9 protein-coding genes and 2 pseudogenes are annotated in these 13,118 nt (G+C 37.4%); 7 read left to right on the top strand and 4 right to left on the bottom strand.

All coding sequences use genetic code 11. From position 1 onward, the window contains the following. Positions 1-220: 220 nt before the first annotated feature. Both H1P_RS23785 and H1P_RS23780 read right to left on the bottom strand, forming a co-directional pair. Positions 221-889: pseudogene (locus tag H1P_RS23785) on the bottom strand (photosynthetic reaction center family protein); the annotation flags it as partial. Between the two features lie 275 nt (positions 890-1,164). After that, on the bottom strand, positions 1,165-1,872 hold the full coding sequence (locus tag H1P_RS23780) for a pseudouridine synthase (protein WP_144872023.1): 708 nt from the start codon (positions 1,870-1,872) through the stop codon (positions 1,165-1,167). 54 nt (positions 1,873-1,926) lie between these two features. Here H1P_RS23780 and H1P_RS23775 point away from each other — a divergent pair, with 54 nt between their 5' ends. After that, the gene (locus H1P_RS23775) at positions 1,927-3,492 is read left to right on the top strand and encodes a dynamin family protein (RefSeq protein WP_186376107.1); all 1,566 of its coding nucleotides are present in this window, start codon (positions 1,927-1,929) and stop codon (positions 3,490-3,492) included. Positions 3,493-3,543: 51 nt separating this feature from the next. Here H1P_RS23775 and H1P_RS23770 read toward each other — a convergent pair whose 3' ends face one another. Together H1P_RS23770 and H1P_RS23765 are read right to left on the bottom strand one after the other, a co-directional pair. Continuing rightward, positions 3,544-3,873, bottom strand: coding sequence for a hypothetical protein (locus tag H1P_RS23770; RefSeq protein ID WP_144872019.1), 330 nt, complete (start codon positions 3,871-3,873; stop codon positions 3,544-3,546). Between the two features lie 439 nt (positions 3,874-4,312). Next, positions 4,313-5,272, bottom strand: coding sequence for an orange carotenoid-binding protein (locus tag H1P_RS23765; protein ID WP_144872017.1), 960 nt, complete (start codon positions 5,270-5,272; stop codon positions 4,313-4,315). A gap of 518 nt (positions 5,273-5,790) precedes the next feature. Between H1P_RS23765 and H1P_RS23760 the strand changes: the two genes are divergently transcribed. The 6 genes and pseudogenes from H1P_RS23760 to H1P_RS38465 all read left to right on the top strand — a co-directional run. After that, the gene (locus H1P_RS23760; RefSeq protein ID WP_144872015.1) at positions 5,791-7,854 is read left to right on the top strand and encodes a dynamin family protein; all 2,064 of its coding nucleotides are present in this window, start codon (positions 5,791-5,793) and stop codon (positions 7,852-7,854) included. Positions 7,855-7,953: 99 nt separating this feature from the next. Then, a complete protein-coding gene (locus H1P_RS23755) occupies positions 7,954-8,970 on the top strand; it encodes a M48 family metallopeptidase (protein ID WP_144872013.1) in 1,017 nt (338 codons plus the stop codon). Between the two features lie 90 nt (positions 8,971-9,060). Next, positions 9,061-9,534, top strand: coding sequence for a GNAT family N-acetyltransferase (locus tag H1P_RS23750; protein WP_144872011.1), 474 nt, complete (start codon positions 9,061-9,063; stop codon positions 9,532-9,534). 147 nt (positions 9,535-9,681) lie between these two features. Then, positions 9,682-11,457: a dynamin family protein gene (locus H1P_RS23745; protein WP_144872008.1), complete on the top strand. Its 1,776-nt coding sequence runs from the start codon at positions 9,682-9,684 to the stop codon at positions 11,455-11,457. A 316-nt stretch (positions 11,458-11,773) separates the two neighbouring features. Then, a complete protein-coding gene (locus H1P_RS23740) occupies positions 11,774-12,781 on the top strand; it encodes a thiamine phosphate synthase (protein WP_144872006.1) in 1,008 nt (335 codons plus the stop codon). Between the two features lie 152 nt (positions 12,782-12,933). Next, positions 12,934-13,118 (top strand): annotated as a pseudogene (locus tag H1P_RS38465) (IS701 family transposase); the annotation flags it as partial.

The raw sequence follows: 13,118 nt of genomic DNA, 5'->3' as shown, positions 1-13,118 counted from the left end.
CCTAGTTGCGTTTCTGCTTTACGGGGTGAACTATTCAAATAATCTTTGGTTACTTGTGCCATAAACCCTCTTTTCTTAGAACCAGTTAGCTTGAGAGCAGCATCTTTAATGGTTGATTTGATTTTTTCTGTTAGCATCACCAGTCAGCGATCGCCTTTTTCTAGTTATTATTGCTTCATATTTATCAGATTATCTGGTAACTTATTTACGCGCAAGTCCCTAAGGAAGAAGTTACTAAGCTTCCGTGCATTGCACTGAATAAAGAACCACCAAAAACACCAGCTACACCTAGCATATGGAAGGGATGCATCAAGATGTTATGCTCGGCTTGGAATACCAACATAAAGTTGAAAGTACCACTGATTCCTAAAGGCATACCATCGGAAAAAGAACCTTGTCCGAGAGGGTAGATTAAGAAGACAGCACTAGCAGCCGATACGGGAGCAGAGTATGCTACACAAATCCAAGGACGCATACCTAAGCGGAAAGAAAGTTCCCACTGACGACCCATCCAGCAAAAGACACCAATTAAAAAGTGGAAAATGATTAGCTGATAAGGACCGCCGTTATAAAGCCACTCATCTAAAGAAGCAGCTTCCCAAATAGGATAAAAGTGCAAGCCAATGGCATTAGAAGAAGGAACAATAGCACCAGAAACGATGTTGTTGCCATAAAGAATTGAGCCAGCAACAGGCTCACGAATTCCATCAATATCTACAGGAGGAGCAGCAATAAAAGCAATGATGAAACAAATAGTTGCAGCAAGCAGACAGGGAATCATTAAAACACCAAACCAACCGACATAAAGACGGTTATTCGTGCTAGTTATCCACTGACAAAAACGTTCCCACAGACTATAGTTTTGATCCTGTTTATAGGTAGTTGTCATAGTTATAATTACGAGAATAAATTATCACTTTAATCAATAACTCACGATCGATGAACAATAAATTAATGAACCTTAATGAACATTGAACAATTATCGATTGATTGATTGTTGGGCAATTTGTATCTTGCCTTACAAATAAGTATATTTACATCTCTTTGAATTGAGACGCATTTTGTAGTTAATTTATTTTTTATTTCATTACAAAAAATAAGAAAAAGTTTTGTAAAATTAATAATTAAGATTTTTATAAATTTTAACTAGAAATATTTAATATTTTAGACTAACTTTTGTAACAGCAATTTTTCTTGAGAATTCAATTCTCGCCATTCACCAGGTTGTAGTTGACCTAAACTCAAATAATGGCAATTTTGAGTGGGCGTAGTTTGAGCGCGAGATTCGGCGAGGTTTCCTCGCCTTGAAGAATCGCGCTGTTCCAGGTTTCCTCGAAACGCTGAACACCCAGTGATTTCACAGCGAGTATTGTTAATGCCCATTGCTACTCTTACCAGTCGTAAAGTAGGAAAACCTACCACAGCAGTCATTCGGCGTACCTGGCGATTACGTCCTTCTGTCAGGTTTATTTCTAGCCAGCAGGTGGGAACGGTTTTACGATAGCGAATAGGTGGATTTCTGGGGGGTAACGCTGGTTCTTGAGATAAAATCTTTGCTTTTGCAGGGCGAGTAATATAGTCTTTGATTTTGATGCCTTGTCTTAATTTTTGTAATGCTATTTCATTGGGAACTCTTTCCACCTGTACCCAATAAGTACGAGGGTGAGCAAATTTACGATGTGCCAAACGATGTTGTAACTGACCGTTATCTGTAAGTAATAATAAGCCTTCACTATCTGAATCTAGTCTGCCAACAGGATAAATATTAGGTATAGAAATGTAATCTTTTAACGTATTTCTTTTTGTGGTTTCATTACGGTCTGTAAACTGACATAAAACATTGTAGGGTTTATAAAACAAGATGCATTTCATTTTTAGTGGTTAGTCCCGTCAAGCGGGATCGAGATAGTTAGTGGTTGGTTGCTAGTGGCGATTTTGATTTATCAAATTAGAGAAAAACCCCTAAAATTAACTAAACAGCATTTCGCATTCAGTGTACAGCTATTTTTAAACCAAGTTGCTGTAGCTATAAATAACGAGGAGATAACAGTCTTGAGAGGAGAAGCTAATTCATTTTTGTCTCTTGATTACAAACAAACTTTATTTAAGTTAATAGAGGTGCTGCGAAAGCTCAAAGAGTTTGCTGTCAAACTTAAATTGCAGCAGCTAGAGACTGATATTGAGCTAATTCTTCACAAATTAGCTAATAATACTTTTTCGATTGCAGTTGTGGGGGAGTTTAAGCGGGGAAAAAGTACTTTTATTAATGCGTTACTGGGCGCAGATATTTTACCCTCTGATATTTTACCCACCACGGCAACAATTAATAGAGTGACTTATGGTTTAACCCCAAAAATCAAAATTGTATTCCGAGATGGTGAGGAAGAATTTGTCGAAATTGAAAAATTAAGCGATTATGTGACTAATCTTACTCCAGAATCAGCACAACAAGCTTTAAAGGTTAAAGAAGCAGTAGTTTATTATCCTGTGGGTTATTGTCGAGAAAATAATCTGGATTTGATCGATACACCAGGTTTGTGTGATACTGCCGATCTTACAGAAATTACTCTTTCTGTGTTACCCCAGGTTGATGCTGCTATCTTTGTCATGATGGCGCAGTCTCCTCTTTCTGCAACAGAGTCTAAGTTTTTAACTGAGAGTTTGTTGACTCAAGATTTAGGTAAGGTAATTTTTGTAATTACAGGAATTGATTTATGTAAACCCCCTGAAGCAGCAGCGCGGATTATCAAGCACATTAAACAAAGACTACAAGATAAGATTTTAGAATACGCTAAAGAAAAATTTGAGCCAGATTCATTACCGTATCAGACTTATATCAGCAAAATTGGCGAGTTAAAAGTATTTGGTTTGTCTGCTTATCAGGCTTTAGAGGGAAAGATTACAGGAGATAGTGCTTTACTAGATAAAAGTTTGTTTCGACCCTTTGAAGCTACTCTACGCAAGTTTTTAGAACAAGAGAAGGGGGTTATTTTACTGCAAGTACCCACTAATAAAGCGATCGCCCATTCTCAAACTATCTCACATTCTATTAAAAAACAAAATAGCAAACTAGAACAACAGCAAGTAGAATTTCAAAAATTATATCTTAATGCGATCGCTAAACTCAAGTCTCAAGAAGAAAATCACCGTCGCAACTACACAACAACAGCATCGCAAGAAATATTCAAAATTCAAGAACAAAAACTAGAAAAGCGAGTTAAATGGGAAAGAGCCAAAGTTTTAATTGAAATCGAACAAAAGAAGCTACAACAGATGTCATCAGAAACCGAAGACATCTTAACAGAAGTAGAAAATATCTCTAAACAGTTAAGGTCAGTTACAGGACACGTTTGCTATAGCTGTAGTCGAGTAAATCAGAATAATGCCAAATTTTGTATTCACTGCGGTAATCAGATAGCTTGTCTTAACTGTGGCGCAAAACTTAAAGCTCAAGCTTTCCATTGTATTAGCTGTGGACAAAAGCATCAGTAATAGTCGAGTCGAGCAGATCGAGAAGATTTTTTAACTCAACCTTAATGACACTTACATTCGTGCTAGTGCAGATATCTTAGATAGCATTTCTGGCTTCAAACCCTTTAGTTCGTCGAGGTTTAGCCATCCTTCCTTGACTAATCTGGCAAAATCAAACACGATTGTCGAAGGATTATAGCTGTATTTACCATCTATCTCGTGTCTTTTGGTACTTAAGAGATCGTGTACATACCACAATTCTTCTAGCTCTGTAAGTAAGCTAGCGCGATCTCGAATACTAGCGATTAAAGTGGAAGTTTCTCTCTCATAAGCGATTTTCAAGGCTTCTTTAGCGATTTTTTCTTCCGTTTTGGAAGATTTATTTTCGTTTAATTGCAACATTAATACAACACCGAATCTTAATTTAATACATTACATTTGTTTATGTTATGAACAAGATGGTAACATTTATCACATCCAAAACCCAATGAATATTAAAATTGTTTACAAAAATTAATCATAATTATTAAAGATACTTTTATAAACGCGATGTGCAACTTTCTAGAAGAGAATAATACTTTCAGAGTATTTTTAGCAAATCTCTATTTCTGAAAGCCAATAAAATCAATGACTTAAAAAAGTCGCACAAGGGGTTTTATCAGGAATTTAGCAAACATAAAAAAAGCCGACCGCGCACACGCCTCGCCAAGAGCGAGATCGTTTTTGTTTGTTAGCGGTCGGCTGAAGATGCCTAAAAATAATTTTTTATTTAACTACAACTAAAGATTAATTTTGTTGCAATTAATTGGCAATTTTTGGGATTGCTTGCTTTTGATTGTTCTTAACGAGCTAGATTGAGTAATTCTTTAGGAGATGCTAACAGATCGATCGCCACGAAGAAAATTTTGTTCTCAGAATTAAGCAAAAATCTCCAAGACATATTCATACCCACACCAGCACCAAACCAAGGAGTTTGCACTTTTCCCGTTACTTTAATCTGACTATAACCCTCTTCAGCAGGCTCGGAAACACCGCGCTCTGGAACTAATTTAAGGTTATAGCATTCTTCTTTAAAGAATTTGAGGACTGCATCTTTACCAACAATTGGTCTTTTAAAAGGAGGTTGCAGCGCACCATCGGGAGCAAATAGTTTGATTAACTCGTCAAAGTCATTAGCATTTAACAAGTTCATATAGCTTAATATTGTGGGATTGCTTACGCCTTCGATGGTGACTTTAGTTCGTTTAGATATTTCTGTAGGAGGAACAACAGGTTCGCTAATTTTGCTGAAGTTACCCATTTTAGAGGTATCAAATCCCATGTCTACTACAGTATTTCGTAGTACCGTGATTTGTTGACCTGAGTCTAATCCTTGAAGTGTTGCCAATACCGCAGAAGCATTTGCTGAAAGCTTATAGCCTTCAGGTATAGGAGCAACAATTCCCTGCTCCATCCATTCTCCCAAACGATACCAAAAACCCAGCTTGATGTTAGCAGTCCAAGTAGCGTAAGTGCGACAGATTGGTGTGTCAGCATGGTTGGCAAGGTCGCACATTACCTGAGATTGTTCTTGGAAACTCATTTCCTTAATCTGATTAAGAGTAGGTTCAGCAAACTGCATATTAGCAGCCCCAGGAGCAGCGACAGTAATGCTTTTACCCATTTCTAAATAAGCAAACCAAATCCAAGCCAGTTGATCCTCTGCACTAAGCTGATTGAATCGGGCTGTTAAGGCGGGTACCGCATCAGCAGATAAAGTATTGGGAAATATATTACGGGCTGAATCAGTAGTGAATGGCATAGATATCCCTCTATCGTTATTTTATTTGCTGTGGAAAAACGCTATTTACGAGAAACGCTGTATATATTATAGATAAATATTGACTAATGTTAAGTTTTATTGACAAATTTTAGATTTTTGTTTCTGATGTAGTACTTAATGATTATTAATATGACCAAAAAAAGAGAAGTCAATATCTATATATCTTAGAACTTATAAAAGGAATAAAATTTAAAAGAACTAAAATTACCTTTTGCAACACTAAGGAAGCTTACTCTTGCTAGTTATGCCTAATCCCGATTATTCATGCTGATTATTTTTGATTTCATCTCAAAAACCAGCATTATTGTGCATACCCTATCTTAGTTGAGACGTAGGAATTCACAGAACAGAAAAACAACTACATTACTTTGACGAGCGACCCTGCGGATTGAAAATCCGCTAAGGAACGCCCTAAAGGACTAGCTTTGCGTCGCGCGAATGTTGACATTTACTTGTCTTTTTATATCGATTCTTTATTTTAAGGAGTGCCAAGATTAATGACCGCAGTAGAACATACAGAGATTAATTATCAATCCACCTTTGGCGGGGTACAAAAAGCGATCATCTCTCTAGTAGGAGATTTAAAACAGCTAAAAAAAATCTCTCGTGAACTTAATCTAGATAAATCAATTCCTCTAATAGATGATGTCATTGAGAGAGTGCAAAACAAATCTTTCTCTGTAGCGATTGTGGGAGAATTTAAGCGGGGTAAGAGTACCTTTATTAATGCTCTGTTAGGTCGCGATATTTTACCATCTGATATCTTACCCTGTTCGGCGACGCTTAACCGTGTTACTTATGGTGTCACTCCTGCGGTTAAAGTTATTTTCAAAGATGGTAAAGAAGAAGAAGTAGCAATAGATCGCCTGGAAGATTATGTGACAAAATTAACCGCCGAGTCTGAAGATACCGCAGCCAACGTCAAAGAAGCGATCGTTTCTTATCCCGTACATTACTGTCAAAACAATGTTGATATTATAGACACTCCTGGGTTAAATGATGAATCCAATATGGATGAGGTTACTCTATCGGTATTACCTCAAGTGGATGCTGCCATTATGGTAATTTTGGCACAGTCTCCCTTTGGTGAATCAGAAAGAAGATTTTTAGAAGACAAGCTGTTAAGCAATGATTTAGGAAGAATTATTTTTGTTGTCAACGGAATTGATAACTTTAATCGTCCTGGGGATGCAGATAGAGTAATAGGAAGTATTCAAAACCGCATTCAAAAAATGGTAATCGACCGTGCGAAAGAAGAATACGGTGAAAATTCTCCAGAGTACGAAGTATACATCAAAAAAATTGGTACGCCCAAAGTATTTGGCATCTCTGCTTATCAAGCACTGGAGTCCAAACAAACAGGAGACGCAGAATTATTAGCATCAAGTCGTTTTGCTGAATTTGAAGCCTCTTTGGAAAAGTTTTTAACCGAAGAAAGAGGCGCAACCTTCTTGCAAGTACCAGTAAACCGCGTTATTGCTTCAGCCAACGAAATTCTTAAAACCCTGGATATCCAAGAAAATGCTTTAGGTATGAAGCAACAGGAATTTCAATCTAAATATGAAAACTCAGTAGCAGAAATTACCGATTTGCGAGAAAAAAACGCTCAAGAAATGAATAAAATTGACGCAGCAGCTGTGGAAGTAAAACAGCGCGTTCGTCCCCTAGTGACCCAATTTCCCGAACAATTAAAACAATCAGCAATCACAGCCATTGATTCGGCAGTTATTGACCTTCAAGAACTTAAAAACCCCAGATCGGCCAGTGAAAAGCTAGGTCGTTTAGTATCAAGTGCGATCCAAAAAAGCGCGCAGCAACAATCAGAAAAAATTCAAAAAGAAATCGAAATCGGCTTAGTTAAAGAAGTAAGTCGCTTAGAAAACTTCGCTAACGATGTAGTAGGGACTTTGCAAAATATTGAGATGCAGTTTGTCTCTATTGAAGCCTCTACTAAAGCTAATACTAACGCTACAGGAGAAGGTATCACTGCTGCATTAGCTGTATTTACTGGATTTGGCGGTATTTGGTCTGGATACCAAGAAGCAGGGGTTAAAGGTGCTGCTGTAGGTGCTGCGGGAAGCTTTGGTACATTTTTTGCTGCGGGTTTGGTAGCAGGAATTATCGGTTTACCTTTTACTTTCCCCGTGGTAATAGCGGTAGGTGCTTTGTCGGTATTTACGGGACGTAGACTGGTACAAAAAGTTTTTGGTGGCGAACAAATCCAAAACTTCAAAAATAATTACAAAAAAGCAGCATTGACAGAAATTGAAAATAGGTTGGGTGAAGCTCGTCTAGAACAAAATGCGAATCAGCAAATTAATGAAACTTTTGACAAGCTAAAACAAACTGTACGCCAAGAAGTAGATGCGCTTTTGGACAATACCCAAAACACCCTTACAGATATCAGTGCGAAACGAGAACGAGATGAAGTGATGACAGAACAAGAACGCGAAGACATTCAAGAAATGCGAAAGCAAACTGAAAGAATTCTTGGTAGCGCACAAGGCTTATCTCGTCAGTTAACTCAAAAAATTAATTTGGCTGAGAAATTGGCTGATTAAATCAGTTATTGGTCATCCGTAGATTTGTATTAGAGACGCGATATATCACGTCTCTACAGCTACGCTACTTATTACTGTTACTTCTTAGTCCTTCAAATCATGAAAAACCTTTCTTCTGATAATCCCACAGCTAGGATTGACTTAAATTTTGGTAGTTACTTCCAAACCAGAGACAGAGAAATTAATTCTCATTTGGTAGGAGGTATTCCTGATTATGCCTTTTCTTTAGATCGGCAACTCCGTCAACAACTGGCTGCAATGGGCCCAGTAAGAGCGATCGCAAAATCTCTAGTTTCGATGGCAGTACCTATTTATCGTCAGATACAGCAAATGGAAGCTGTGGCAGTTAGTACCCAACAATATCCCGAAATATACGCTTTAGGAGAAGAATGCGCCCGTCGTTTAGGAATTGGCATTCCGCAAATCTTTATTTACTATTCGCCGATGATTAATGCCTATACCATTGCTACAGATGATGTAGAGCCAATTGTGATTCTTTCTAGTGCTATTGTCGAAGCCTTAAGCCCAGAAGAATTAAAATTTGTCATCGGCCATGAATGTGGACATATCCATAACCTACATGGGGTTTATAATACCGCAGTGGAGTTAATGACCAATACTATGGCAGCAGTTATTTTAAGATCTGTGCCTGGTTTGGGAATCCTCAAACTAATGATTCAAGGGGGTTTGCTATTATTTTTCTCCCGTTGGAGTCGTTGTGCCGAAATAACTTGCGATCGCGCTGGGCTGATCTGTTGTGGTAATCTCGATACAGCGCAAATGGCTTTGGCAAAACTAGCAACTGGCGGTATTAATAAGCTAGATAGAATTAACCTCGAAGAATATATTAAACAAATCTCTCAGGTACAGGCTACTCCAGTACGTCTTTTAGAGTTAACTCGTTCCCACCCTTTGACTCATAAACGCATTGAAGCCTTAAGATTGTTTGCAGATTGTGATGTCTTAGCTACTTGGCGTGAAGAAATGGCAACCTCTAATTCTCGCAGTAAAGCAGAAATCGATCAACGTTGCGAACAGTTTATCAATGTTTTAGCCACAGGATATAAAACAGGACAAGCATCGGTATCTCAACCAAGAACAGTTGAAATTGAGTAAGCCGAGCGACTTTTATCAATAAGTAAATACTTCAAAAAAAACTATTGTCGCTTCAAATATTACATTATTAATTAAGAAAATACTCAATCAATGAGCATTCAAATTCGACAAGCGGAATCTTTCGATGCAGACTTAGTAACAGCACTGGTTCACGATGCCTACTATCCATACATTACAAGATTAGGAAAGCCTCCAGGACCAATGCTAGAAAACTACCAAGAAGTTATCAACAAAAATTATGTGTATGTAATTGAGGAACAAGGCTCTGTACTAGGCTTGATTGTCCTAAAAATTGCTCATCCAACTTTTCTTCTCGACAATATTGCTGTTCATCCCTCACACCAAAACAAGGGTATTGGCAAAATTCTGCTGAAAACTGCGGAAAAGAAAGCTATAGAGTCGGGATTTGATACTATTACGCTTTATACTCACGAAAAGATGTCTGAGAACATTAATCTGTATACACATATCGGCTACCGTGAAATTAGACGAGTTCATGAAAACGGTTATGATCGCGTCTATATGTCCAAAAACCTTGATTTAACCAGCTATAAGCGGAAATAATTGCGAGAAAGTACCTTTTCCTGAATTTGTAAGGTGGGCATTGCCCACCCTACTCTCCTTATGACTTGAATATATAGATTATTATTTCGCTATTTAAAATCCATTCAAAAGATTAAAAAATCTCAGATATAAAACGAAAATAAAGCAATGGAATTAACCAAAACAATTAGATACGATCCTCAAGATTTACAAAAAGAATTTAACGCCATCTTAGATAACTTGTTGCAGCAAGTTCAAAAAGATTCAATTAAAACTACTCTTGGTGAGAAGTTAACCCCAAAAATTTTAGCTAATTTAGATCGCATTTCTCAAAGACTACAGGGTAATTTTTCTTTAGTAGTTGTCGGAGATTTCAAACGGGGAAAATCCACTTTAATTAATGCTTTGGTGGGTGCAGAAGTTGTCACCACTAACGTAACTCCCGAAACTGTTACGATTAACTATCTCGAACACGGAGAAGAAAATAAAATCGAGGCGGTACTGCAAGATGGCGGAAAAGTAGACTTAACCTCAGAAGAACTTTATGCAGATCGCTTAGAACCCATTCTCGAAAAACTTCCACCAGTAAAATATCTTAAAATAAAAACTCCTATGGAGTGGTTACAAGGTATTTCTTTAATTGATACTCCAGGTACGGGGGATATTTTTCAACGGTTTGATAGCGATGTACAATCGATTGTAGAACAAGCAGATGCGATTATTTTTACAATCTCTGCATTGTCTCCTCTATCTTTATCAGAACAGAATTTTTTACGAGTGTCTTTGTTACCCCAAGATTTTCCTAAAGTCTTTTTTGTGGTCAATATGTTAGACTGCGCTCGCAGTAATGAAGAAGCATCAAGGCTCTTAGGCGCGATTCAAACTAAGATAGATCGCCTGTTTCCCCAAGCCCATCTCTTTGGTATTAGTGCCAAAGATGAGTTTTGTCGCAGAGAGTCTTTATCTCGTCCTAATCCAAAGCGTGCAGAGGCTTTAGAAGTTGCTTTTGCCGAATTTCGTCAGTCTTTAGAAAATTCGATTTTACTCAACCGCGATCTGATTCATTTATCTCGTCTGGCGACTCAAGTAGATCGAGATTTAAACAATTGGAAATCACAAATTCTTTTGCTACGTAATGGGATGCAGTCTAGTCAAATTGAATTAAGCCAAGCGATCGCACAGTGTCAAGATGAATCCTCAGAACTATATACTCGCATCAAAGAACACAAACAGCAAATCATTACAGAAGTTGAGCAGTTGTCCCAAGAAACTCAAGGCTGGTTAAACGAATTTTTAGATCGTTTTGAATCTGAAGCAATTAACTCTCTATCTCGCTATCAGCTAGAAGATATTCGCCGTCATTATCCTTTCTTCTTTGCTGATTCTTTGCACAAAGCAGTGGCTTCTTGTCTAGATATCCATCATCCGAAAATTGTCGCTATTTTAGAGCAAGCAGCGAGTAACATTGTGGAAGATTTACAATTACTCACTCAGCATTCTACAGATAAAGCACAATTCGCTCAATTTTCTTTAGCAGAGCAAAAATGGACTGATTTAGATACCTTGCAAGCGATCGCCGAAGTCACTCCCTTTAATGCGATCGCCGATATTTTAATCAGTAATCTGAAAAAATCTCAAAGCAACACCAAAGTAGCAGATTACCAAAAACAACTTAAAAATTCTTTTCCTCAACTCAGAATAGCTATCATCGAACAAGTTCAAATTATTTACCAAGAAATTATTCAGCAACTCGAAGCGCAAATTGATACCATCTATCAACAAGAAATAGAATCTTCTTTATCTGCTTTGGAACAAGCAAAAGACTTATCCAGTCAGGGAGAACAAAAAATCGCCCTTACTAATGAAAGCTTAGGCAATGTTTTATCTTTATTTACACAAGTACATGGTAGGCTGAGAAGTTGGCAACAAAAACTGTGGGATTAGACACAAAATAAAAAATGAAGTAGAAAGAAGTATTTTATATTACTAGCTCCTAATCAAATTATTAACGGAAATAGAGGAAAACTAAAATAAATCTATACTGTTTCTTAAAAGTGACTGGAGATTTAGCTTTTAGTTATAAGTTAGGAATGCCAATATTTTTAGAGACTAAATGTAGTACTTAGATATTTTTTTATATATTTAGCCAATGCACTAGAATTGGTATTGCTTGGGGTTTGAGGGTATCTTACGGTAAATTCGACTAAGAATATACAAAATTATATTGCTAAGTATAAATATTATCTAAATATTATTGAGTATGCAACAGGCTATATATCGCATTTTAGACGCTAATCTAGATCGTGCCAGAGAAGGATTGAGAATTATCGAGGAATGGTGTCGTTTTGGCTTGAATAACCCTTCCTTAGCTGAAGAATGTAAAAAAATGCGTCAAGAATTAGCTGTGTTGCATACTTGGGAAATTCGCCAAGCAAGAGATACCCCATCAGATGTGGGAACAGAGCTTTCTCACCCAAGAGAAGAAACACGAGACAGTATCGAGTCTTTATTACAAGCTAATTTAGCCAGAATTCAAGAAGCTTTGAGAGTATTAGAAGAGTATGGTAAGCTTTGCTTACCAGAAATGGGAGGGGTTTGTAAAAGTTTGCGCTACCGAGTCTATACCTTAGAAAGTCATTTATTAAATAGCGATCGCCACAAAAAATTATATCGGTCTTCTTTATATTTGGTTACTTCTTCTTCAGAAAACTTACTTGCTATAGTAGATGATGCTTTACGGGGTGGTTTAACCTTAGTTCAATACAGAGACAAAAGCACAGATGATAATATACGTCTGGTAAAAGCACAACAATTGTGTAAATTGTGTCATGACTACGGTGCTTTATTGCTCGTTAACGATCGCGTCGATTTAGCCTTAGCAGTAGATGCTGATGGAGTACATCTCGGACAGCAAGATATTCCCATCGCTTTAGCCAAAGAAATTTTAGGTAATCATAAAATAGTTGGTCGCTCCACTACCAATCCTGATGAAATGCAAAATGCGATCGCAGAAGGTGCAGACTATATCGGTGTAGGCCCTGTTTATAAAACTCCCACTAAACCTGGAAAAGAACCCGCAGGACTAGAGTATATTGAATATGCTGCTCAAAATTGCCCAATTCCCTGGTTTGCCATTGGTGGTGTAAATCTGACTAATATTAATTATGTTGTTGCAGCAGGAGGTCAAAGAGTTGCGGTGGTACGCTCCATTATGGAATCTGAGCAGCCTAGTGTTACAGTCCGTCAGTTTTTAGGTTGTTTGGGTTAAAGCTTGTTGGTGGCTCGTTGTTAGTTGTTAGTAACTGTGTAACTCGTCATTAAGTAATAAGTAATAAGTAATAAGTTAGGACTTACGCATTGACAGAATAATGAGACAATGCACTCTTAAGTAGAAGACATCAAAAAAACAGGTATCGAACAATCAGGAAAATCAGCAAACCTTCCACCGCACAATGCAATCTCGAACACTACACATTGTTTTTATTGTCAGAACCCAAACAAATGGGATGTAATAGATTGTCAGAAATACTGGGAAATGTCTCACACGATAGCATCAATCGCTTTTTATTGAGGGAAAGATACGAAGCCAAAGATTTGTTCAACAC

Source organism: Hyella patelloides LEGE 07179, from assembly GCF_900659865.1.
GTDB lineage: Bacteria > Cyanobacteriota > Cyanobacteriia > Cyanobacteriales > Xenococcaceae > Hyella > Hyella patelloides.
This window is presented reverse-complemented; position numbering and strand designations above follow the sequence as displayed.